A 22561-nucleotide genomic window follows, 5' to 3' on the forward strand; every position below is an offset into this window, starting at 1 on the left:
CTCAGAGCCATGCGGCGTGCGGGAATGCGCAGGGAAATTGGGGGCGGCCCGGTGATCAACCCAGATTACGCTGGACCACTCGGTTCCGCCCCGATTGCTTGACCTCGTACATCAACTCATCTGCCGCGTTGACGATCATCTCCAGGTCGCCGGGCAGGGTCTCGTAGCTGGCAATACCTATGCTGAGGGTCACCGGCCAGCCGTTCTCCTGCATCACCAGCCGCAGCCGCAACCGAATGCGTTCAATCAGGCTCATCACCTCATCGGCACGGGTGTTAGGCAGCAACAGGGCAAACTCATCACCCCCCATGCGACCGACCAGGTCCATTGTCCGAATCTCGCTGCGCAGCACCCGGGCAACCTGCTCTAGCAAGTGGTCACCTACCTCATGCCCGAGTCGATCGTTCACCAACTTGAAGTGATCCAGATCGATGAATACCGCGCAAAATGGCTCCCTGGAGCGTGCCGTTGCAGCAAGCACCTGCTGGCCGCGCTCGAAAAAATCCCGCCGATTGGACAACCCGGTGAGTGGATCAATCCTGGCCAACCGGGTCTCCCGTTCCAGAGCATCCCGCAGAAAGCGCAGAAACCAGACCTCCACCAGGGCAATCAGCAGCCGCATCAGGGAGTTGAACACCAGGGCCGCATCCGCGCCCGCCTGCAAATGGGCATCGATCAGGAACCACAGCCAGACAACCAGGCCAACCACGGCCAGGCCGACCAGTGGCCCCAACAGCCAGGCGGCCAGGAGCACCGGCAGGCCAAAGAATGCGTGAAACTCATAGCGCAGCCCGAAATGATGGTGGACATAGGCCACCGCCAGGGTCAAACACAATACCCCAGCCAGCACCGCATAGCGGGCCAATCCAGTGGGTTGCCACAACACCAGGCCACGCAGCCTGGCCAGAAACCGATCCGCTACAGCCAAATCGCAGGCCCTCAAACCCCAACAAGTATTTGCATCAAGGGGCTATGGTATATTGCCCAGGGCAGATCAAAAACACTTTATCCCGCAGGTGATGGCCTGGGGCATGGGATGGCACGATGAAGAAATTGAAGCATGAGGCCGAACTGGTCAAACTGGCCCTCAAGGCGGGCATGGGCATAGCCGAGCGGGCCGGGGCGGCCCAGTTTGAGGGAACGGATTCACGCAAGGACAAGCTGGAATACGTCTATCGCCTGCTGGTCTTCGCCAAGGCCATACAGCCCTTGCCCAAGGGCCAGGAGAGCCAGGAGAACATCCGCCACAAACTCGCCCTCTGGATCCAGCGCCGCCTGCCCAAGGACCATCCCCTGCACGGCTGACACACCGCCAAATTCCCAACCCTAGACCCGCGAGAGACACCGCATGAACAAGCACTACCCCGGACTGCACAACGACGACAACGGTGGCCTGACCCCCCTGGGCAAGGTCATCATGGACGCCTGGGTATTCGACCTGCTGCCCGAGGAGGAGGACTGCGCCAACTGGGACCTGGGGCGGCTGCAACCCCTGTACGATCAGGTCCATGCCGCCTGGGAGGGCTACGGTCACCTACCCAGCAAACTGCCCAAGGAGCTGCAGCAAAGGCACAGACGCATCTACGATGCCGCTCGCGAGCGCGCCCGCGCCGTCGGCTGGGACCCGGAGCGGGAATTCAATGACTGACCTGATTACCCCCTAACGGACATGAAGCAAGTGGTGACACCCCAGAGCATGAAACATCGCCGGGCGACCTGGCAGGCGTCGCGAGGCAAGCCGCCCTCCCACCCTGTTGCAGGTTTCTTGCGTTAGATCAATTAAACCTGCGGTTGGCATTCACTCCTGCACAATCTGGCCTAGAATCCTCCGGGTTGAGATTTTGTTTGAGGGGGCTGCCTGTGCTTGATGCTGTTGAGGTGAGTTGGCAGGCGGATGCCGCGCCGCCGGAGGCGGGCAATGCCTTGCCCCTGCTGCACGAGATCCGCCATGCCCTGCTGCGGCTGCAACAGGAGGGCGAGCCGACCCTGCTGGATCTGAGCGCCATCCCCTTCGGCCCGGGCGATCGTGATCGCCTGCTGGCGGCGCTGGGGGAGGGCGAGGTCAGCGCCCGCATCGAGGCCCTTGGCCCCACCCTGATCCGCGAGACCGCCCTGGCCGGGGTCTGGCTGGTGCAGTATTTCGACCCGGATGAGCAGGAACTGGTGCTGCATATCGAGATCAGCCACTGCCCCCGGCTGCTGAGCACCCCGGTCGAGGACATAGACCTGGCCCTGCGGCAGCTGGATGACCGGCTGGATACCCAGTTGCATGCCCAATCGGATAGCGAACCGGGTAGCGATCTGGACCAGCCATTGGATTCATCAGCCCCGCACCTGGCGGGATAGAGGAGCAACCATGGCAGAAGAAATCACCCTGCTGGAGAGCCTGCGCCGGCGCGGCGTGTCGCGGCGCGGCTTTCTCAAGTTCTGTACCGCCACCGCCTCGCTGATGGCCCTGCCACCGGCGCTGATCCCACGGGTGGCGGCGGCCCTGGAGCAGGCCAAGCGCCCCTCGGTGATCTGGCTCTCCTTCCAGGAGTGTACCGGCTGCACCGAGTCCCTGACCCGCAGCCATGCGCCAACGGTGGAGAGCCTGATCTTCGATCACATCTCGCTGGACTATCACCACACCCTGCAGGCCGCCGCCGGGGATGCCGCCGAGCACGCCCGCGAGGAGGCGATGAAGCAGCACCACGGCAAGTACATCCTGGTGGTGGACGGCTCCATTCCCCTGGCGGAGAACGGCAACTATTCGACCATTGCCGGCATCAGCAACCTGGAGATGCTCAAGGAGTGCGCCGAGGGCGCCGCCGCCATCGTCAGCGTCGGCACCTGCGCCGCCTACGGCGGCCTGCCCATGGCCAAGCCCAATCCTACCGGTGCCGTGGGCGTGAGCGAGATCATCAAGGACAAGCCCATAGTCAACGTACCCGGCTGCCCGCCCATCCCCACAGTGATTACCGGCGTGCTGGCGCATTTTCTGGTGTTCGGCAGCCTGCCGGAGCTGGATCACCTGGGCCGGCCCAAGGTGTTCTTCGGCCAGAACATCCACGACCGCTGTTACCGCCGCCCCTTCTACGAGCGCGGCCAGTTTGCCGAGACCTTTGACGACGAGGGTGCGCGCAAGGGCTGGTGCCTGTACAAGCTGGGCTGCAAGGGGCCGATTACCTACAACGCCTGTGCCACCAACAAATGGAACGAGGGCACCAGCTGGCCGGTAGAGTCGGGGCATGGCTGCATTGGCTGTTCCGAGCCCGGCTTCTGGGACTTCGGCGGCCTGTACAAGGCCCTGTCGGTACCCACCGGCAACATAGGCTCCACCGCCGTGGCCGCCGCCGCCCTAGGCGTGGCCGCTGGGGCCGGCCTGGCGGCGATGAACCGGAGCAAGAAGCAGGCCGCCGCCAAGGCCCACGAAACCATGACCGTTACCGATCTGAACAAGGAAACCTGATATGTCCGCAGAAGCCCTACTCGCCTGGGCGCGCGGCCCGGCATTTGAGGTGGCCCTGGTCATCTTCATTGCCGGTATGCTGTTGCGCTTGTTTGAAATCCTCAGCCTGGGGTACAAGACCGACCTGTCCGAGGCCCGTGGCAGCGGTGTTCAGGGCGGCCTGCGCACCCTGTTCAGCCGCAGCCTGCCACGGCCGAGCATCCTGGCCAAGGAGCCGCTGCGCATCATCAACTCCTTTGTCATGCACATTGGCCTGCTGGCAATGATCTTTCTGTTCGGCCCGCACGTCGCGGTGTTTGAGTCCCTGCTCGGTTTTGGTTGGCCCAACCTGCCCTCGGGGGTGATCGATGCCCTCTCCGCCATGACCCTGATCACCCTGGTGGTGGCCCTGATGCTGCGCCTGAACAACCCGGTGTTGCGCTTTCTCAGCACCCCAGGCGACTACTGGGCCTGGCTGGTCACCCTGCTGCCGGTACTCACCGGCTACCTGGCCTACAACCATCTGTTGCTGCCCTATACCCTGATGCTGGCGCTGCACATCCTCAGCGTCGAGTTGTTGCTCATCAGCGCGCCCTTCAGCAAGCTGACGCACATGTTCAGCTTTGCCCTGTCGCGCTGGTATCAGGGCTATAAGGCCGGTCATAGGGGGATAGAATCATGAGTGGGGCATCCATCGAAAAGGGCATTGAGTTCATCAAGGAACAGATCGATGCCAGCACCGCCAGCTACTTCAGCTCCTGCGTGCATTGCGGGCTGTGCGCCGAGGCCTGCCTGTTCTTCAACCAGACCCAGGACCCGCGCTACATCCCGATCAACAAGGTCGAGCCCATGCGCCGCATCTGGGAGCAGGAATACACCCTCTGGGGCCGCCTGAAGAGCGCCCTGGGCCTGACCCAACCGGTCAGCGAACAGGACTTTGCCGACTGGGAAGAGCTGGTCTATGACGGCTGCTCCCTGTGTGGCCGCTGTAGCCTGGTCTGCCCGGTGGGCAACGACATCTCCGGCATGATCCGCAAGATCCGCGAGGGCTTTGCCGCCGCCGGTCACGCCCCCGAGGGCCTGATCGGTGCCACCACCCGGGCGATCGAGATCGGCAGCCCCATGGGCGTGCGCCTGCCGGCGGTGAAGGCGCAGATCGGCCACGTGGAAGACAGCATCGACCTGGAGATTCCCCTGGACAAGGCCGGGGCCGAGTACATGGTGCTGCTGTCCTCCATGGAGATCATGAACTTCCCCGAGTACATGGAGGCGGTGGCGCGCATCATGCACCAGGCCGGCAAGAGCTGGACCATCTCCTCCAAGGCCTTCGAGGCCACCAACAGCGGCATCCAGATCGGCGTCTCCGACCTGGCCCGGGAGCTGGTGCAGCGGGTGGTGGACGCCGCCGAGGAACTGGGGGTAAAGACCGTCATCAGCCCCGAATGCGGCCACGCCTACACCGCCATCCGCTGGGAGGGGCCAAACCTGATCGGTCGGTCCTACAAGTTCAAGGTGCGGCATATCCTGGAGGTGCTCGATGAATTCCGCAGCCAGGGCCTGCTCAAGACCCAGGGCCTGGAAGAAGCGCGCCTGACCTACCACGACCCCTGTCAGATCGCGCGCAAGGGCGGCATCGTCGAACACCCCCGCCGACTGCTCGATATGGTGGCGAAGAACTTCGTCGAAATGCCCGATGCCGGGGCGATGAACTGGTGCTGCAGCGGCGGCGGCGGGGTCAGTGCCAACGAGCGCGCCGAGGGGCTCAAGCTCACCGCCTTCAAGCAGAAAAAGGCCCAGCTCGACGCGGTCAAGGTAGATACCCTGGTCACCGCCTGCGCCAACTGCCGCATCACCCTGGAGGAGGGCCTGGAACACTACGAGATGGACCTGCCGGTGGTGGGGCTGACCGAGATGATTGCCGAACACCTGGTTGACACCAGCCCGGAAACGCCCGCCAAGGAGAACGCCCAATGAACAGCAGCATCAGCAACGACAGGGAAATGAAGACCGCCCTGCAGGGCCTGGATGCCATCCAGCAACGCCTGATCGGCGCCCAACTGGTGGAGAGCGTGATGGATCTGTGCAACGACGAGCGCCTGCGCTCGGTGCTCAACAGCGCCCTGGATGCCGAGGCCGACGCGGATCGCCTGGGTCTGGCGCAAAAGACCGTCAAGCAGGCCGTGCTGGATAGCCACGCCCGCTGCGGTGCCGCCGGTGACTGGCAGGACCAGGCCACCTACTTTGTTGGTCGCGCCCTGCACGCCTGTCTCAGCCCGCAGGTGCTCAAGGAGGGCAAGAGTCCGGCCTGGCAGGCGGCACTGAGCTGCCGCATGGCCCGCACCAGTGCCGCCATCGATCAGACCGACGAGCAGGAAGACAGCAGCCCGGCGCAGGAAACCACCCGGCAATATGTCATCCTTTCCCGCTTTCTGGAAAACCTCTGAGGACGTCCCCCATGAGTGAACGCATAGTCGTTGACCCCATCACCCGTATCGAGGGCCACCTGCGCATCGAGGCGCAGATGGCCGGCAACAAGATCGATCAGGCCTACTCCTCCGGCACCATGGTGCGCGGCATCGAGATCATCCTGCAGGGCCGCGACCCGCGCGACGCCTGGGCCTACGCCCAGCGTATCTGCGGCGTCTGCACCCTGGTGCACGGCATTGCCTCGATTCGCGCGGTGGAGGACGCCCTGGACTACAGCATCCCCGCCAACGCCCAGCTGATCCGCAACCTGATGATCGGTGCCCAGTATATCCACGACCACGTCATGCACTTCTATCACCTGCATGCGCTGGACTGGGTGGACGTGGTCTCGGCCCTGAGCGCCGACCCCAAGGCCACCGCCGAGCTGGCGCAGAACGTCTCTCCCAGCTATCCTAAATCCTCGGCCGGCTACTTCAACGACATGCAGAAACGCCTCAAGGCCTTCGTCGATGGCGGCCAGCTGGGCATCTTCGCCAAGGCCTACTGGGGTCACCCGGCCTACAAGCTGCCACCGGAGGCCAACCTGATGGCCGTGGCCCACTACCTGGAGGCACTGGAGTGGCAGCGCGACGTGGCCAAGCTGCACGCCATCTTCGGTGGCAAGAACCCGCACCCCATGTTCCTGGTGGGCGGCGTGCCCAGCCCCATCGATCTCAACTCCGACTCTGCCATCAACGCCAAAAAGCTGTCCCAGGTGCAGAATATCATCGACCAGATGCGCAGTTTCGTCGATCAGGTCTATGTGCCAGACACCCTGGCCATTGCCGGTTTCTACAAGGACTGGTTCGAGCGCGGTGAGGGCCTGGGCAACTTCATGGTCTATGGCGACTTCCCCAGCGGCCAGGGTAACCTGGGCGACCCGGCCAGCTGGTGGATCAAGCCCGGCGTCATCCTCAACCGCAATCTGGATGAAATCCATCCGGTCGATCTGCGCGACCCTGCCGAGGTACAGGAGTTCGTCAGTCACAGCTGGTACGACTACAAAGACGGCAAAGACCAGGGCCTGCACCCCTGGGATGGCGAGACAAAATTCAATTACAAGGGCCGTGGCGGGCCGGACGCCCCCTACAAACAGCTGGACGTGAGCGATGGCTACACCTGGCTCAAGGCACCGCGCTGGAAGGGGCACTCGGTGGAGGTCGGCCCCCTGGCGCGGGTGCTGATGCTCTACGCCGGTGGTGACGAGGCCACCCGCGCCTTGGTCGATGCCACCCTGGGCCAGCTCAAGGCGGACAAGCGCGCCCTGTTCTCCACCCTGGGCCGTACCGCTGCGCGCACCCTGGAGACCAAGCTGATCGCCGATCGCATGCAGGGCTGGATGAATGAACTGCTGGCCAACATCAAGGCCGGCGACACCCGCACCTTCAACGAAAAGCAGTGGGAGCCCTCCAGCTGGCCCAATCTGGCCAAGGGCGTTGGCTTCACCGAGGCCCCCCGCGGCAGCCTGGCGCACTATGTGGTAATCAAGGACGGGCTGATCGACAACTACCAGGCGGTGGTGCCCAGCACCTGGAACGCCGGCCCGCGCGACCCGGAAAACAAGCCCGGCGCCTACGAGGCGGCGCTACAGGACAACCACGAATTGCACGACCCCCAGCAGCCGGTGGAGATCCTGCGCACCATCCACAGCTTCGACCCCTGCATCGCCTGCGCCATCCACCTCAGCGACGAGGACGGCGAAGAGATGCTGCAAGTAAAAATCAGCTGATGCTGACCTGTAGCCCGGATGCAGCGAAGCGGAATCCGGTGTGGGGCTGGAGCAGCACAGGGCGGGCCGCGCCCGCCGCCAACTCACCCGGTTTGAGGATACTCCCCGGTAAGGGCACGGCGGCCACGGGCCGCCCTATGACCTCCGAGCCAGCGCTCGGGGTTCCCCGGAGCTCCCGGCACGGGGATCAGTTTTTGGATAAAATCAGCGGTAAAGCCGCCTGTTTTGGGTTAATCTTTGCCTGCGCCCCGAGCGATTCTTTGACAACCTATTGAGGACAGCCATGAGCCAAAAATTCCTGATTGCCACCACCGCCCTGCTCAGCTCCACCAGCCTGCTGGCCCACGGGCCCCACGCCGAGGTCCACGGCCAAGGCCTGGGCGAAACCCTGCTGCATCTGCTGGCCCACGCCTGGCCCGTGATCCCCATCGCCGCCGTGGGTTACTTTTTCTATCAGCGCAAACGCAACAAGGCCTAGGCATAGATACCCACACCTGCACGGCAGGCCTAGCGGCGGGCACGGCCAGCCCTATGCCGCTGCGTGGTTGAATCCAAAAAGAACCGTCGAAGCACAGATTTCACAGATTTAGGCAAATTTTTCGGGTATTCGGCATCCAGTGTGGCATGCCTGACACGAGCAAATCAGGCGTGAATACTGAACCTAAAAAAGGCAGTTGAACCACAGAGTTCGCAGATTTACGCAGATTTTGCAGCATGTTTGCCAAGTGCAACCACCCACCCGGCGGGTGACTAATCAAGCCACTCTAACCCAATAAAAATCAATCAGTTAATCTGCGACAATCGGCGTAATCTGCGGTTTATAGAATTAAGGCCGCTCCTACGCCCATGGGCTGTCCGGCGGGAGCAGGCTTACCCATGACTCCAGCCGCTTGCTGATTGAGGTTGGACAAGCGGGTAATGCTCCCGATAATCAACCTGTCGCGCAGCAACGCAAAATTCTGCCCTCTATCCTCTGTCCTCAGGCAGCGGCATAGGGCGGGCCGCGCCCGCCGCCTGGCCACAGCAATGAAGCCTGCCCCTAGTGGTTGCTCGGCGGCCACGGGCCGCCCTATTCGACTGGCTGAGATTTGTGAGTAATCAGGAATGACTTTCGCCGGTGAATTCATTCGCTGCGCAGCAACTCAATCCCTGTCCCCTGAACCAGCTCCTCGGCCGGTAATGGCTTGGAAAACACAAAGCCCTGTCCATAGTTACAGTTGATCTCCCGCAGTAGTTGCTGCTGCGCCTGGGTCTCAATACCCTCGGCCACTACCTGTAAATCCAGGCTTTGGCTCATGGCCAAAATGGCTTGGACCAGGGCGCGATCCCGACTTTGCTCCACCATGTCCCGAATAAAGGCGCGATCGATCTTGACCGCATCCACCGGGAAATTTTTCAGGTAGGACAGTGACGAATAACCCGTGCCAAAGTCATCCAGATAGACCTTGAAACCCAGCTCCCTGACCTGTTCCAGCCAGGTCGTCACACCCTCCAGGTCATCGGCCAGGGCGGTCTCGGTGATCTCCAGCACCAAGAATTCGGGCTCCAGCCTGTGGTACTGGGTCAGCTCAAACAGCCACTTGGGGTCGATGCCCTGGGGTATTTGGTGGGCGGAGACGTTGACCGATGCATAGAACACCAACCCCCGCTGCCGCCATTCCTGTAGTTGTTGGCAGACAGCTTTGCATACCCATGTGCCTATGGCCTGGATCAGCCCGGCCCCTTCGGCAATGGGGATGAAATGGGCGGGGCTGATGGGGCCAAGCTCGGGATGCCGCCAGCGCAACAGGGACTCGACCCCCAGGGTGGCACCGCTGTGCAGATCGACTATGGGTTGGTAATGGATGCTCAGCTGGTCTTGGGTCAGGGCCTGGCGCAGATCCCGTTCCAATCGGTGTCGCTGCAGTACTTCCTTGTCCATCGCCTCGGTAAAGAAGCGCAGTCGGCTGCCGCCCTCGGCCTTGGCCCTGGACAGGGCCAGGGTGGCGTTACGCAGCAGCAGTGGGTGGCTGTCGGCATCATCGGGAAACAGGCTGATACCGATACTGGCATCGATCTCGGCCCGCCCCTCGGGCAGAACAAAGACCTCCTGTATCCGCTCCAGCACCTGTTTGGCCATTGCCTCGCACTGGCGATGATCGGCCTGCTCGGTCAGCACCAGGGCAAATTCGCTGCCGCCAATGCGGGCAGCGGTATCTATTTCACGGATTGAGTCACTCAGCCGCGCAGCTACCTGCTGCAACAGGGCATCGCCACTGAGATAGCCCAGACTCTCGTTGACCTGCTTGAAGCGATCCAGGGCGATAAGCAGCAGACAGAGCGTGCAGCGGTTGCGGTTGTGCTGCTTGAGGGCCTGATCCAGGCGTTCCAGCAACAGGGTGCGATTGGCCAGACCGGTGAGGGCATCGTAGTTGCCGTGGTGGCGAATCTCCCGCTCGGTGAGTTTGCGCCGGGTGATCTCACTGGCCTGGGCGATATAGCCGCTGACTTCGCCCTGGGCATCCCGCACCGCGGTGATGCGCTCCCACTGCGGGTAGATGGAGCCGTTTTTATGCCGATTCCAGATCTCCCCCTCCCAGAAACCCTGCTGCAGCAGCCCATGCCAAAGTTGCTGATAGAATTCTCGATCATGCCGACCGGATTTGAACAGACGCGGGGTCTGGCCTATGACTTCTTCTGGGGCATAGCCGGTCAGCTCGGTGAAGGAGGGGTTGACCCGGTGAATCACCCCCCTGACATCGGTCAGGACGATGCAGTCGCTACTGACCTCAAACAGGGTCGCGGCCTCTTGCAGTTGTCGATTTTGCTGCTGCAGGGCCTGCTGCAACTGGCTCAGATGCAGATGGGTGGCGACCCGGGCCAATACCTCTTCCGCCTGAAAGGGCTTGCTGATGTAATCCACTCCCCCAAGCTGAAAGGCGCGCACCTTGTTCTCGGCATCCTGCAGGGCGCTGAGGAAGATCACCGGCACCTTGGCCGTGACCGGATTGGCCTTGAGCCGTTCGCAGACCTGATAACCGTCCAGCCCGGGCATCATGATGTCCAGCAGTATCAGGTCAGGCACTTCCTCCTGGGCGGCGTACAGGGCCTGTTCACCCTGGGAGAGGGGCCGTACCTCATAGTTTTCAGCCGAGAGGATGGAATTGATCACCTTGAGATTTTCCAGGGTGTCGTCCACCACCATGATGTGCGGTTTTTGATTTTCAGTCATCCGAGTGCTTCCCCCGCAAAAGTTCCAGCCATTCTAACACCCGCGGATAGTCGTAGTTCTCAATCCAGCCCCGCAGCTGGTCTGCCAGTATCGGATCTTTGGCGGCCAGTTGGTCCAGGAGGGGGCTTGCCCGCTCAGGCCTGGCGCGGCGCATGGCCTGGCTCAGACCATCGAGCCAGTCACTGGAGAGGCCCAGCGCAAGGCAATCCTTAGGGGAGGGGATTTCCGGCCCTTGCCCCAGGACTTGCTGGGTGGGCCTTGTTTTGGCCACGGGGATTGCCTGCTCAGTGCCGAGCCAAACCAGGGGCAGCTGGGCCTGGAGCACATCCAGAAGGGCAGCGTATTGCAAGGGCTTGCTGAGAAAATCCCGGCAACCGGCAGCCAGGCATTGCTCGCGATCCTCGTCAAATGCCCGGCCGGTCAGGGCGACGATACATTTATTCGCCGCGCCGGGCCGGGCCATGAGCTGTTGCGTGGCCTCCAGGCCATCAAGCCTCGGCATGCATCTGTCCATCAGTATCAGATCAAAGGCCTGCTGTTCGGTGAGGGCAAGGGCCAGCTGGCCATCTTCGGCCTCGCTCAGGGCAAAGCCCAAGGGCTCCAGCAGATTGACCAGCAGGGAACGATTGAGGGGCTCATCATCGACCAACAGCAGGCGGAAGCCTTGCTCCAGGCCGTCGGTGCGCCGGTAGCCTGTGACGCTGAGGGTGTCCATGCCCTGCTCGGCTTCTCGCCATTGCTGTTCCAACAGCTGTAACGGCAGCCGTACCTTAAACAGACTACCCTGTCCTGGTTGGCTTTCCAGCTCCAACAGGCCGCCCATTTGCTCCACCAGATTGCGGCTGATGGCCAGTCCCAGGCCGGTGCCCTGCTGTTTGTAGTGGGCCTCACCGACCTGGCTGAAGGGCTTGAATACCTCGACCTGCTGCTCTGGGGCTATGCCGATACCGCTGTCGCTGACCCGAATCAGCAGATCGCCATCGGCCTGGGGACTCAGGTCCGAGCCCTTCTGGTAACTTGCCTCCAGGCGTACCTGGCCGTGCTGGGTGAATTTGATGGCATTGCTGAGCAGGTTGACGCAGATCTGGCGCAGACGCTTGGCATCGAGCTTGACCCAAGCGGGCAGCTGCTCTTCATGGCATTCAAAGCAGAGTTCCTTTTCCTGCGCCTTGAGGCTGAACAGCCGCCCCAGGTCCACAAAAAAGCCGCGCAAGGCAAAGGGCTCAGGCACCAGCTCCAGGCGACCGGCCTCGATCTTGGCCAGGTCCAGCACGTCGTTGATCAGGTTCAGCAGGTGGTCGCCGCTTTGTTTGATGATCTCCAGGTTATGCCGCTTATCCCGGTCTAGATCGGGATCGCGCAACAGGACCTGGGAAAAGCCCAACACGGCGTTGAGCGGGGTACGCAGTTCGTGACTCATGTTCGCCAGGAAGGCGCTCTTGGCCTGACTGGCCGCCTCTGCGGCAATCTTGGCCGCCTGCAGTTCCTCTTGCAGCTGAATCAGGCTCAGGTAACGGCCCAGAATGGTGGCGGCGATACGCAGCATGGTGATCTCATCCTCATGCCAGCGGTGCTGGTGCCGGGTCTCGTCGAAGCCAATCAGGCCCCACCAGCGCCCCTGCACCTCGATCGGCACCACCAGGATGGAAATGATGCCCTGTTCAATCAGGGTTTGACGCTCTATCTCAGGGAATTCCGCCAGAGAGCCGTAGATACTCTCCCCTCGGCCCAGGCGCTCAGTCCAACGGGCAAAGCCGTCTTCATAGACAAAATGCTGCAAATCCGGATTGTCCAGCTGCGCGATCACGCCGGGGGCGCAGACCTCGTAGGTCTGACGGGTACAGAGCCGGTTTTGTTGATCGATGAAGTTCTCGAAGATATAGACCCTTGCCGCGTCGGTACAGTCACGTAACCGGTCCAGGGCCTCATTGATATTTTCCTTCACCGAGCGCTGGTGCAACAGGCAGAGGGAGGCACTGGTTACCGCCATTTGGTAATTGAGCGAACGCTCCAGTCGTTGCTCCGCCAGCTTGCGACGGTTGATCTGGCCGGCCAATTGGCGATTCCAGATCAGGATCAGCAGTATCACCAGGGCGGTCCCCCCGGCCAACTGCCACAGCAGCGCGTAATCCAGCTTGCGCTGTTGCAGCGGATTGGCCCACATCCACTGGCGGTGCAGCTGCAGACGTTCCTCCGGGGTGATGGCGGCAATGGCGCGATTGAGCAGGGGCAGCAGGGGGGCATGTTCCTGAGCCAGCATGATCTGTAGCTCAAAGGAGACATCCGTGACCCCGGCCAGATGCAGCAGATGGTCGTCACGCTCGGCCAGGTAGTGTTGCAGCACCGGCAGTATATCCACCGCCACACGGGCCTGTCCCTGGGCCACCGCCTGCAGCGCCGTTGGGGTGTCCTTTACCAACAGAAATCGCATGTTCGGGTACTTCTGCTTGAGCAGGTGGTAGGCGCTATAGTGCTCGCCTACCGCTATTATTTGATCCTGCAGGGCCGAGGCCGCTGTGATGATGCCATCATCCCGGCGCATGACCATGGCGATGGGAAACTGCTCGTAGCCCTGGCTGAACAGGGCAAACTCGGCGCGGTCCTGGGTAGAGGTGGTTGCCATGAACAGATCCGCCTTGCCCTGTTGCATGTCAGCCACCACGGCGGCAAAGGGCTTGGGCGGCAGTATCTGCTCCTGCAACTGTAATTTATCGCGCAGCAGGGTCCAGTAGTCCTCGCTGATACCGACCACCTTGCCCCGCTCATCGACATAGGAGAAGGGCCGCCAGCCGAGCGAGGTAGAGCGGCGTAGGGACAGTTGCGCCAGATAGCGGCGTTCCGCATCGCTCAGCTGTACCTGGCCTTGCCGATCCATGCCGCCCACCTGCCCCAGCCAGGTCTGGGCAATGGCCTCGCGTTTGGCCAAAGGGATACTGGCCAGGGCCTTGTTGATGATGCCCGGCAGCAGGGGCCAGTCCTTGCGCAGCGACATCAAGACAGGGTGGCGACTGGACTCGATGAAGCCAGAAACTTCAAACCCCATCAGGCTGTTGTTGCGCCGCCACCACTCCAGGTCTATGGCCCCGATCACCGCCTCCACCTGACCCTCCAGCAGGGCCTTGGCCAGGGCCTCGTTGCTGCTCAAGCCCTGGGCTTCTATCCCCGGCACCTGGGCCAGCATCTCATCGACCACCCGCATCCCGGCCAGATAGCCAACCCGCCGCCCGGCCAAATCCTCCAGCCGCTGCAAAGGGGTGGAGTTGCTGCGCACATAGATGTGGAAGTAGCCGTGATAGTAGGGCTCAGTGTAGAGAAAATACCGATCCCAGATGGAATTGGGGGCCGAAGCCGCCAGGCCGTCGATCTCCCCGGTCAGGGCCTTGTCGGTCACCGCCTGCCAGTCCTGTTCCACATGCAACTGCAGGCGATTGCCCAGTCGCTGGTTGAGCAGACGCAAATAATCCACCACCAGGCCGCTGCGGGAGCCGTCTGGATTGATAAAGACATCGGGCTGAAACTGGTCGGAGATGCCCAGCACAATGCGCGGATGGGCATCCAGCCAGGCGCGTTCTTCTACGCTCAGATCCAGGGCAGGGTCCTGCACCGCCACCCCTGGCGCAGAGATCAGCCAGAGGCATGCCAAGAGACAGATATGCAACAAACGCCGGGGCATAGCGGCCTCCTGTATGTCGAATTTGGCCAGCTACTGAAGGTATCATAAGTAATCTTGGGAGGGGGAGGGCAGGAGATAGAATTTCCATCATTGTGCGACAAATTCATTTAATGACGCAAAAGACCTTCAACCCCCTGCCCTCCTTAACTACCCAGGCCATTAAGCCCCTTACCCCTTTGGGGAGAAACCGCCTCAGCCCTTGGTGACCGGTTTTTTCCCGTAACCGGGGGAAGCTTATGGGGTAGAGAGTTGGCCTCCCCCTTTGCAAAAGGGGGATTGAGGGGGAGCATTACCCACTTGTCTCACCTCGATCAGCAAGCGGCTGGAATCATGGGCAAGCCCGCTCCCACTGGGCCAACCCTATCGATGCGGCGTAGAATGACCAGCTTGGGCTGGAACAAATGGGTAATGCTCCGATTGAAGAAATCCCCCCTACCCCCCTTTGTAAAGGGGGGAATTTGAGCCCCTCTCCTTGAAGGTGAGAGGGAGCGAGTAATTACCTCAGTCCTCTGTCTTCTGCTCAAGCCATCTTCCTGTCACATTGGTTGCGCACAATCGCCCCATCATTCAATGACATCAGAGGGGGCCTTGCTATGGAGCGTTTTGCCGATGAGTTGGACCTGACCCAGGTCCGGATTGAAGAGTTGACCCAGCGGACCATCGCCGAGATCCGCCGTAAGCTGAGTGATGGCGTGGGCCGCGCCGACTGCCAGGATTGCGGTGGCCAGGTGCCCAGCGAGCGCCTGCGTCATGTACCCAACGCCACCCGCTGCGCGCCCTGCCAAGAGCGCCATGAGCGGCAACAATCCCAATTCCAATTCAGCGCCAGCGCGGCATTCTAGGGGCATACATGGAACATCTCAGGCCAGCCAATGGCTCAAAAAAGACCGGTCTGGGCAATCGCCTGCACCAGAACCTGTTCAGCAGCCTGTATCAGCGCAACCTGATCTACAACACCTGCTGGGAAGACCCGGCGGTGGACCGCGAGGCCCTGCAGATCGGCCCCGAGGACCGTATGCTGGTGATCACCAGCGCCGGTTGCAACGTGCTTGACTACGCCCTGTGTGGCCCGGCCCGCATCCACGCGGTGGACGCCAATCCGCGCCAGACCGCCCTGCTGGAGCTGAAACTGGCGGGCATACGCCAGCTGCAACACAGTGACTTCTTCGCCCTGTTCGGCCAGGGCGGGCATCTCCAGGCCCAGGAGATCTATCAGGATGCCCTGCGTGCTGAGCTGTCCGATTTCGCCCGGGGCTTCTGGGATAGGCGCATCCACTGGTTCAGCCGCAGCGGACGCAACGACAGCTTCTATTACTTCGGTTTGTCCGGGCTGGTGGCGCGGGGTTTTCGCAACTACCTGCGCCTGCGTCCCAAGCTGAGGGAGGCGATTTATGGCCTCTACCACAGTCAGGACCTGGACGAGCAGCGGGCGCGCTACGATGAAGAAATCGCCCCCCTGCTCTGGGGGCGGACGGTGAAATGGATGATCAGCCGCCCGCTGACCATGAGCCTGCTGGGCGTGCCGCACCCCCAGCGCGAGGAGGTCAAGCGCAGCCATCAAGGCGGCATCTACGGCTTTGTGCGCGACTCCATCGAATACGTCTTTCGCCATCTGCCGGTGGCGGACAACTACTTCTGGGCGGTGTATATCCACGGCAGCTACAGCCCCAGCTGTTGCCCTGAATACCTCAAGCCGCACAACTTTGCCGCCCTGAAGAGCGGCCTGGTGGACTGCATCCGGCCCCACAGCGGCCTGATCACGGACTTTCTCAACCAGACCGATGAGGCCATCTCCCGCTTTGTGCTGCTCGATCACATGGACTGGATGAGCGTCTATCACCCCCAGGCCCTGGCCGAGGAATGGGCGGCAATACTGCAACGCGCCACCCCAGATGCCCGGCTGATCTTCCGCAGCGCCCATGCCCGGCCCGATTACCTGGAGCAGATCCGCATCCCCGGCCACAACAGCCGGGTGCAGGAGCTGTTTCAGTTTGACCCGGCGCTGGCCGAGCGCCTGACCCTGAAAGACCGGGTGCACACCTACGCCGGTTTTCACATCGCCCAGCGCCAGGCCGCGCCGGGGTATGCCTGATGGCCCTGGCCGAGGATGGCCGCATCCTCTGGGCCTTACTGCGCGGCCAACCGGGGCAGGGCAGCCTGCAGGAGCGGCTGAACGGATTCTATGGCCCGCAGGCCGCCCAATATGACCAGTTCCGCGAACGCCTGTTGCAGGGTCGTTCCGAGCTGCTGCATGATCTGGCCGGGCGATTAAACAAGGGTGATAGCCTGCTGGAGATGGGTGCCGGCACCGGGCGCAACCTAGCCTTTCTCAGCCCACGGTTGGATGATCTGGCCCGGGTGGAGCTGGTGGACCTGTGCCAGCCCCTGTTGGCCCAGGCCGAGGCGCGCTGGCGGCACCTGCCCCAGGTGCAGGTGATTGAGGCGGATGCCACCTGCTATCGGCCGCAACAGCCAGTGGATGCGGTGTATTTTTCCTATTCCCTGAGCATGATCCCGGACTGGTTCAGCGCCATCGACAACGCACTGGCCCTGCTCAAGCCGGGGGGCTGGCTGGCGGTGGTGGATTTTTACGTCAGCCGCCGCAGCCCGGCACCGGGGCATAGACGCCACGGCGCCCTCTGTCGCCACTTCTGGCCGGCCTGGTTCGCCCACGACGGGGTGCAGCCCAGCCCCGATCACCTGCCCTATCTGGAGGCACGCTGCGAGCGGGTCTCCCTGGCCGAGGAAATGGCCCGCGTGCCCTATCTACCCCTGCTCCGGGTGCCCTACTACCGCTTTCTGGGGCGAAAAAAAGGCCAGTAGGCCTCAAACCTAACGATCATGGGGCGGAGAACGGAGGACTGAAGACTGAAAAAAGGGAAGCGCCTTATACGCGGCATGGCCCGCAGCCGGGTTGCCCGGCTGCGGGGTTGGGTGCCCAGAGGGTCTGTTATTGCACGGTCTGGAAGTTGTTGCCTACCAGGGGTTCGGCCTCGATCTGAGAGACGTGGCACTGGTTGCAGAAGTAACGACGACCGGGCATCTCATCCAGTATCTTGCCATGGGCGTCGGCGTAGTGGGACTCGGGCATGGGTACGGACTTGGCCTCTTCCTCGCCCTTTTCCTTCTGATGACAGTCCAGGCACTCGTTCTGGCTGAGATTGACGGTGTATTTCTCGTTACGGTGCGGGGCCAGCGGTGGCTGCTGCTCGAAGGTTTTGGGGATGTTCTCCTTGTCGTTGATGAACCTGACCAGCTTGGGCGCTGGGGCATCGGCCGCTATGGGGTCTTTGCCGCCGAGGGATTTAAGCTCGGCCAGGCTGGCACCGGACAGACCCAGCAGGACGCTGAGCAGGATACTGTAGAACAGAACGGATGTTTTCATGTCTTCTCCTCTCACTGGGCCTTGGGCCCAGGCGTGGATAAATAAGGGATTGTTGCTGTATCGAGGCGGGCCTCAGGCCTTGACCACCTTTACCGCTACCTTTTTGAAGTCGGTCTCTTTCGACAGCGGGTCGGTGGCATCAAGCACCAGCTTGTTGACCAGGCGACCGGCATCGAAGAAGGCCACAAAGGCCATGCCCTCGGGCATCTTGTTGCGGCCCCTGGTCTCCACTCGCAGGCTGATCTCGCCGCGACGACTGATCACCCGGGCCAGATCGCCCCGGCGCATACCGCGCTTCTTGGCGTCTTCCGGGTGCATGTACACCACGGCATCAGGCGCGGCGCGGTAAAGTTCGGGTACGCGGCGGGTCATGGTGCCGGTGTGCCACTGCTCCAGGATACGACCGGTACACATCCACATATCGTATTCGTCATCCGGGGCCTCGGCCGGTGGCTCATAGGGCGCGGAGATGATCTTGGCCTTGTTGTCCGGGTTGCCGTAGAAGGCGATGCCGGCACCCTTGGGGACGAAGGGGTCATAACCCTCGCGGTAGCGCCATAGGGTCTCCTTGCCGTTGACCACCGGCCAGCGCAGGCCACGGACCTTGTGATAATGGTCGAACTCGGCCAGGTCGTGGCCCTTTTTCGGCCCTTGGATACCGAACACGCGGTATTCCTCATACAGGCCCTTTTGCAGATAGAAGCCGAAGGCCTCCATCTCGTCATTGAGATACTGATTGCCGCGGTCGTCGGTGACCGTCTGCTTATCGAACTTGTTCACCGCGCCGTTGGCGTAGAGCACGTCGAACAGGGTCTTGCCGCGGTATTCGGGCTTCTTCGCCAGCAGTTCTTCAGGCCAGACCTCTTCGGTCTTGAAGCGCTTGGAGAACTCCACGTACTGCCAGAGGTCGGAACGGGACTCGCCCGGGGCCTGGACCTGTTGACGCCAGAACTGGCTGCGCCGCTCGGCGTTGCCGTAGGCGCCTTCCTTCTCCACCCACATGGCGGTGGGCAGGATCAGGTCGGCGGCCATGGCCGAGACCGTGGGGTAGGGATCGGAGACAACGATGAAGTTGTCCGGGTTGCGCCAGCCGGGGTAAGTCTCTTCGTTGATGTTGGGGCCGGCCTGCATGTTGTTGGTGGTGCTGGTCCAATAGCAGTTGAGCTTGCCGTCCTTGAGCATGCGGTTTTGCAGTACGGCGTGGAAGCCAACCTTGCCGGGCAGGGTGCCTTCCGGCAGCTGCCAGACCTTTTCCGAGAACTCCCGGTGTGGCTTCTTGGCCACTACCAGGTCGGCGGGAAGGCGGTGGGCAAAGGTACCCACTTCGCGTGCGGTACCGCAGGCGGAGGGCTGGCCGGTCAGCGAGAAGGGGCCGTTGCCCGGCTCGGAGATCTTGCCGGTGAGCAGGTGTACGTTGTACATCAGGCCGTTGACCCAGACCCCACGCACATGCTGGTTGAAGCCCATGGTCCAGTAGGAGACGATCTTCTTGCTCGGATCGGCATAGAGCTTGGCCAGGCGCTCCAGGCTCTCTACCGGCACGCCAGACAGCTCAGAGACATATTCGGCGGTGTAGGGTGCCAGTTCCTTCTTGTAGGCCTCGAAGTCGATGGCCTCAAGCTTGCCCTTGCCGGGGTTCTTGGCCGCCTTTTCCAGCGGGTGATCCGGGCGCAAGCCATAGCCGATGTCGGTGGCGGTCTTGGTGAACTTGACATGCTTGTTGACAAAATCCCAGTTCACGGCGTCATTATTGACGATGTAGTTGGCGATATAGTTGAGAATGGCCAGGTCGGTCTGCGGCTTGAAGATGACGCCGTGGTCGGCCAGTTCAAAGCTGCGGTGCTCGAAGGTGGAGAGCACATGCACCTGGCAGTCGGGCTTGGACAGGCGGCGGTCGGTCAGGCGAGACCAGAGGATGGGATGGTTCTCCGCCATGTTCGCGCCCCAGAGGACGAAGGCATCGGCGTGTTCCAGGTCATCGTAGCAGCCCATGGGCTCGTCGGCCCCGAAGGCGCGGATGAAGGCCCCCACCGCCGAGGCCATGCAGTGGCGGGCGTTGGGGTCGATGTTGTTGGAGCGGAAGCCGGCCTTCATCAGCTTGGAGGCGGCATAGCCCTCCCACACCGTCCACTGGCCGGAGCCGAACATGCCGACGCTGGAGGTGATCTTTTCCGGCGGCTTGCCCTTGTTGCGCTCCAGATCCTTGGCAATGGCGGCCTTCCATTTCTCCGCCATGATATCGAAGGCCTCATCCCAGGTCACCGGCTCGAACTTACCGTTCTTATCGAACTTGCCGTTGGTCTTGCGCAGCAGGGGCTGGGTGACGCGGTCCTGACCGTACAGGATCTTGGACAGGAAATAGCCCTTGATACAATTCAGGCCACGGTTGACCGGGGCATCCGGATCGCCTTGGGTGGCCACCACCCGGCCATCCTTGGTGCCCACCAGCACCGAACAGCCAACGCCACAGTAGCGGCAGGGTGCCTTGTCCCAGCGCACACCCTTATCGTCTTGCGGTTCCGCCCCCAGGGTTATCCCTGGGATGCTGATTCCGGCCGCCGCAGCGGTGGCCGCAATGGCATTTGTCTTGATGAATTCACGACGAGTCTGACTCATGAGCACTCTCTCCTCTGGCACTAAAGCCTGATGGGTCTAAGGGGTGGGCAACCTGGGTTGCCCAAAGAAAATCGATGGATGCAGGCCGAGATGGCCCAGGGGGACAGTGGCCCAGGCGCGCCTGCTGTAGCGCGACACGAGGGGTTACAGGCCCTGGGTGCGGGCCCTGGCGCTGGGCCTCTTGGCTGGGATATGGCTTGCATCTGGCTGGCTTTGATGATTATCAATGTCCCCTGAAACTATCAGGGGAATTGACGGGAGAACTTGATTTTGGTCAAGCAAGACCCGCCTTGTTTGAAAGCCAGGTCGGCAGCCAATGGCAACAACTCAAAACCTTCAGCCCTCAAGCCCCTGGGCCCTGTTGGCTGGGCGTGGTGCCGTTCTACGCTTGTCGCAGGACCGATTTGCGGCCCTTGCTTTCTGCCTCCTACAACCCAGTCCAGTCAAAGGATACCGGGCTGGGCTCTTGGGTGACGCCAAAGGCCTGCCACAGCTCGGCGTAGGTCTTTTTCAGGCAGGGGTGACGCTGGCCGCCCACCAGATCGGCCAGGGGCTTGAGGACGAAGGCGTAGCGCAGGATCTCATCGCGTGGGATATTGGGCCCGCCCTGCCCCGCGCAGAGATCGCCGTAGGTGAGCAGATCGATATCGATACTGCGGGAGGAAAACTTGGCACCGCCACGGCTGCGCCCCAGCTCATCCTCCAATGCCTTGAGCCGCTTGCCGATGGCCGCCGCGGACTGCCCGCTCTGGCAGGCGGCCACCAGGTTGAGAAAGGACGGGCCATCGAAGCCCACCGCCGGGGTGCGATACACCGGTGACAGGCTCAGTTGGCCAAACTGCTCGCGCAAGGCCCGTACCGCCAGGCGCAGATTCCGCTCCGGTTCGATATTGCTGCCCAGGCTCAGCAGGATCTGTGGCACGGCTCAGCCCCGGCTGCCACGTTCGATGATCACGCCGACATCCTCGGCGATACTCACCGCGCCCTTCTTGTTCAGGCTCAGCCGCAGCCAGGGGATGGCAAACTCCCGCTGCAGCAGCTCGGCGCAGCGCTCCGCCAGGGTCTCTACCAGAAGGCACTCACTGCCCTCGATAAAGGCGGCCAGCCGCTTGGCGATGGCCTTGTAGTCCAGGGTGTGGGCAATGTCCTCGCTGGCGGCGGCCTGACGTATATCCGTACCCATCTCCAGGTCCAGGATCAGGGTCTGACGGATCTCCCGCTCCCAGTCATAGATGCCGATAACCGTATCGACCCGCAGGCCGCGTATGAATACTGTATCCATGGTGTCTGTCTTGAAAGTGCAATCTGGTGCCGATTCTACCCTGTTGGAGGGGGCTGTCGAAGTACCCAAGCAAATGGCTGACGGCCGCCCCGTCTTTCATCATAATGCACGGCCTGGAGGCTTGTCGGCATGGATAGGCCTTTAGACCAAACAACCGCCGCACAGGCCAAGGGGTTTCCAGCATGACCGAATATGTATTGATTCTTGCCGCCTATCTGCTTGGCTCCCTGTCCAGCGCCATCATGCTGTGTCAGGTGCTGGGCCTGCCCGATCCGCGTACCCAGGGCTCGAACAACCCAGGGGCCACCAATGTGCTGCGCATCGGCGGCAAGAAGGCGGCGGCCTTCACCCTGCTGGGCGATATGCTCAAGGGGCTGCTGCCGCTGCTGCTGGGGCATTGGCTGGGGGTGTCGGTGGAAGGCCTGGCGCTGATTGGCCTGGCGGCCTTTTTGGGTCATCTCTACCCGGTGTTCTTTGGGCTTCAGGGCGGCAAGGGCGTGGCCACGGCACTGGGGGTGCAGTTTGGCCTCTACTGGCCCATCGGCCTGGTGGTGGCGCTGATCTGGCTGTTCATGGCCAAGGTGGTCAAGATTTCGTCTCTCTCGGCGCTGGTGTCCATGGCACTGGCACCGCTGGTGGTCTGGTGGTTGCGCCCAGAGGGGGCCTTTCTGGCCATGCAGTTACTGATCAGCCTGGTCCTGTTCTGGCGCCACCGCAGCAATATCCAGCAACTGCTGCGGGGCGAGGAGGGGCGGATCGGCCAGTAGCT

The 22561-nt window shown here is 62.0% G+C and carries 20 protein-coding genes; 13 read left to right on the forward strand and 7 right to left on the reverse strand.

Annotated elements, in window-relative coordinates:
- Window positions 1–55: 55 nt before the first annotated feature.
- The gene (locus D5125_02975; protein ID QFY88525.2) at window positions 56–928 is read right to left on the reverse strand and encodes a GGDEF domain-containing protein; all 873 of its coding nucleotides are present in this window, start codon (window positions 926–928) and stop codon (window positions 56–58) included.
- 116 nt (window positions 929–1044) lie between these two features.
- Here D5125_02975 and D5125_02980 point away from each other — a divergent pair, with 116 nt between their 5' ends.
- The 9 genes from D5125_02980 (at window position 1045) to D5125_03020 (ending at window position 8103) form a co-directional block, all read left to right on the forward strand.
- Window positions 1045–1305, forward strand: coding sequence for a DUF5062 family protein (locus D5125_02980; protein ID QFY88526.1), 261 nt, complete (start codon window positions 1045–1047; stop codon window positions 1303–1305).
- A 43-nt stretch (window positions 1306–1348) separates the two neighbouring features.
- Entirely contained in the window at window positions 1349–1648 is a 300-nt protein-coding gene (locus D5125_02985) for a hypothetical protein (GenBank protein ID QFY88527.1), read from the forward strand.
- A 206-nt stretch (window positions 1649–1854) separates the two neighbouring features.
- Window positions 1855–2346: a hydrogenase expression/formation protein gene (locus tag D5125_02990; GenBank protein QFY91039.1), complete on the forward strand. Its 492-nt coding sequence runs from the start codon at window positions 1855–1857 to the stop codon at window positions 2344–2346.
- Between the two features lie 10 nt (window positions 2347–2356).
- Window positions 2357–3451, forward strand: a complete 1095-nt coding sequence (locus D5125_02995; GenBank protein ID QFY88528.1) for a hydrogenase small subunit — start codon at window positions 2357–2359, stop codon at window positions 3449–3451.
- Window position 3452: 1 nt separating this feature from the next.
- Window positions 3453–4112, forward strand: a complete 660-nt coding sequence (locus D5125_03000; GenBank protein QFY88529.1) for a hypothetical protein — start codon at window positions 3453–3455, stop codon at window positions 4110–4112.
- The gene (locus D5125_03005) at window positions 4109–5404 is read left to right on the forward strand and encodes a (Fe-S)-binding protein (protein ID QFY88530.1); all 1296 of its coding nucleotides are present in this window, start codon (window positions 4109–4111) and stop codon (window positions 5402–5404) included. The genes D5125_03000 and D5125_03005 overlap by 4 nt, the downstream gene beginning before the upstream one ends.
- The gene (locus D5125_03010) at window positions 5401–5874 is read left to right on the forward strand and encodes a hypothetical protein (GenBank protein QFY88531.1); all 474 of its coding nucleotides are present in this window, start codon (window positions 5401–5403) and stop codon (window positions 5872–5874) included. The genes D5125_03005 and D5125_03010 overlap by 4 nt, the downstream gene beginning before the upstream one ends.
- Before the next feature lie 11 nt (window positions 5875–5885).
- On the forward strand, window positions 5886–7625 hold the full coding sequence (locus D5125_03015; GenBank protein ID QFY88532.1) for a nickel-dependent hydrogenase large subunit: 1740 nt from the start codon (window positions 5886–5888) through the stop codon (window positions 7623–7625).
- Window positions 7626–7908: 283 nt separating this feature from the next.
- Entirely contained in the window at window positions 7909–8103 is a 195-nt protein-coding gene (locus D5125_03020) for a hypothetical protein (protein ID QFY88533.1), read from the forward strand.
- Window positions 8104–8748: 645 nt separating this feature from the next.
- On the opposite strand, the gene D5125_03030 is transcribed toward D5125_03020, so the two are convergent.
- Window positions 8749–10836 (reverse strand): EAL domain-containing protein, encoded by a 2088-nt coding sequence (locus D5125_03030; GenBank protein ID QFY88535.1) that lies wholly within the window; start codon window positions 10834–10836, stop codon window positions 8749–8751.
- On the reverse strand, window positions 10829–14509 hold the full coding sequence (locus tag D5125_03035; protein QFY88536.1) for a transporter substrate-binding domain-containing protein: 3681 nt from the start codon (window positions 14507–14509) through the stop codon (window positions 10829–10831). Before D5125_03035 ends, D5125_03030 begins: the two co-directional genes overlap by 8 nt.
- Window positions 14510–15102: 593 nt before the next feature.
- Between D5125_03035 and D5125_03040 the strand changes: the two genes are divergently transcribed.
- From D5125_03040 to D5125_03050, 3 genes are read left to right on the forward strand one after another with little or no spacing between them, the layout of a single operon-like run.
- On the forward strand, window positions 15103–15351 hold the full coding sequence (locus tag D5125_03040) for a TraR/DksA C4-type zinc finger protein (protein ID QFY88537.1): 249 nt from the start codon (window positions 15103–15105) through the stop codon (window positions 15349–15351).
- Window positions 15352–15359: 8 nt separating this feature from the next.
- Window positions 15360–16601: a BtaA family protein gene (locus D5125_03045; GenBank protein QFY88538.1), complete on the forward strand. Its 1242-nt coding sequence runs from the start codon at window positions 15360–15362 to the stop codon at window positions 16599–16601.
- Complete coding sequence (locus tag D5125_03050; protein QFY88539.1) at window positions 16601–17332, forward strand: class I SAM-dependent methyltransferase; 732 nt, start codon at window positions 16601–16603, stop codon at window positions 17330–17332. The genes D5125_03045 and D5125_03050 overlap by 1 nt, the downstream gene beginning before the upstream one ends.
- A gap of 127 nt (window positions 17333–17459) precedes the next feature.
- On the opposite strand, the gene D5125_03055 is transcribed toward D5125_03050, so the two are convergent.
- The 4 genes from D5125_03055 to folB all read right to left on the reverse strand — a co-directional run bounded on the left by D5125_03055 (window position 17460) and on the right by folB (window position 21792).
- Window positions 17460–17894, reverse strand: a complete 435-nt coding sequence (locus D5125_03055) for a nitrate reductase cytochrome c-type subunit (protein QFY88540.1) — start codon at window positions 17892–17894, stop codon at window positions 17460–17462.
- Window positions 17895–17966: 72 nt separating this feature from the next.
- Window positions 17967–20510 carry a nitrate reductase catalytic subunit NapA gene (gene napA, locus D5125_03060; protein ID QFY88541.1) on the reverse strand — a complete coding sequence of 848 codons (2544 nt, stop codon included), beginning with the start codon at window positions 20508–20510 and terminating at the stop codon, window positions 17967–17969.
- Window positions 20511–20937: 427 nt separating this feature from the next.
- Entirely contained in the window at window positions 20938–21432 is a 495-nt protein-coding gene (gene folK / locus D5125_03065) for a 2-amino-4-hydroxy-6-hydroxymethyldihydropteridine diphosphokinase (GenBank protein QFY88542.1), read from the reverse strand.
- A gap of 3 nt (window positions 21433–21435) precedes the next feature.
- Window positions 21436–21792: a dihydroneopterin aldolase gene (folB, locus tag D5125_03070; protein ID QFY88543.1), complete on the reverse strand. Its 357-nt coding sequence runs from the start codon at window positions 21790–21792 to the stop codon at window positions 21436–21438.
- 182 nt (window positions 21793–21974) lie between these two features.
- Here folB and plsY point away from each other — a divergent pair, with 182 nt between their 5' ends.
- Window positions 21975–22559, forward strand: a complete 585-nt coding sequence (gene plsY / locus D5125_03075) for a glycerol-3-phosphate 1-O-acyltransferase PlsY (protein ID QFY88544.1) — start codon at window positions 21975–21977, stop codon at window positions 22557–22559.
- Window positions 22560–22561: the final 2 nt, after the last annotated feature.

The organism is gamma proteobacterium SS-5 (genome assembly GCA_009497875.2).
Taxonomy (GTDB): domain Bacteria; phylum Pseudomonadota; class Gammaproteobacteria; order Chromatiales; family Chromatiaceae; genus Magnetovirga; species Magnetovirga frankeli.

Coding starts and splice junctions, on each gene's coding strand:
- D5125_02980 (QFY88526.1), top strand. CDS start 1,045: ATGAAGAAATTGAAGCATGAGGCCGAACTGGTCAAACTGGCCCTCAAG.
- D5125_02985 (QFY88527.1), top strand. CDS start 1,349: ATGAACAAGCACTACCCCGGACTGCACAACGACGACAACGGTGGCCTG.
- D5125_02995 (QFY88528.1), top strand. CDS start 2,357: ATGGCAGAAGAAATCACCCTGCTGGAGAGCCTGCGCCGGCGCGGCGTG.
- D5125_03000 (QFY88529.1), top strand. CDS start 3,453: ATGTCCGCAGAAGCCCTACTCGCCTGGGCGCGCGGCCCGGCATTTGAG.
- D5125_03005 (QFY88530.1), top strand. CDS start 4,109: ATGAGTGGGGCATCCATCGAAAAGGGCATTGAGTTCATCAAGGAACAG.
- D5125_03010 (QFY88531.1), top strand. CDS start 5,401: ATGAACAGCAGCATCAGCAACGACAGGGAAATGAAGACCGCCCTGCAG.
- D5125_03015 (QFY88532.1), top strand. CDS start 5,886: ATGAGTGAACGCATAGTCGTTGACCCCATCACCCGTATCGAGGGCCAC.
- D5125_03020 (QFY88533.1), top strand. CDS start 7,909: ATGAGCCAAAAATTCCTGATTGCCACCACCGCCCTGCTCAGCTCCACC.
- D5125_03030 (QFY88535.1), bottom strand. CDS start 10,836: ATGACTGAAAATCAAAAACCGCACATCATGGTGGTGGACGACACCCTG.
- D5125_03035 (QFY88536.1), bottom strand. CDS start 14,509: ATGCCCCGGCGTTTGTTGCATATCTGTCTCTTGGCATGCCTCTGGCTG.
- D5125_03040 (QFY88537.1), top strand. CDS start 15,103: ATGGAGCGTTTTGCCGATGAGTTGGACCTGACCCAGGTCCGGATTGAA.
- D5125_03045 (QFY88538.1), top strand. CDS start 15,360: ATGGAACATCTCAGGCCAGCCAATGGCTCAAAAAAGACCGGTCTGGGC.
- D5125_03050 (QFY88539.1), top strand. CDS start 16,601: ATGGCCCTGGCCGAGGATGGCCGCATCCTCTGGGCCTTACTGCGCGGC.
- D5125_03055 (QFY88540.1), bottom strand. CDS start 17,894: ATGAAAACATCCGTTCTGTTCTACAGTATCCTGCTCAGCGTCCTGCTG.
- napA (QFY88541.1), bottom strand. CDS start 20,510: ATGAGTCAGACTCGTCGTGAATTCATCAAGACAAATGCCATTGCGGCC.
- folB (QFY88543.1), bottom strand. CDS start 21,792: ATGGATACAGTATTCATACGCGGCCTGCGGGTCGATACGGTTATCGGC.
- plsY (QFY88544.1), top strand. CDS start 21,975: ATGACCGAATATGTATTGATTCTTGCCGCCTATCTGCTTGGCTCCCTG.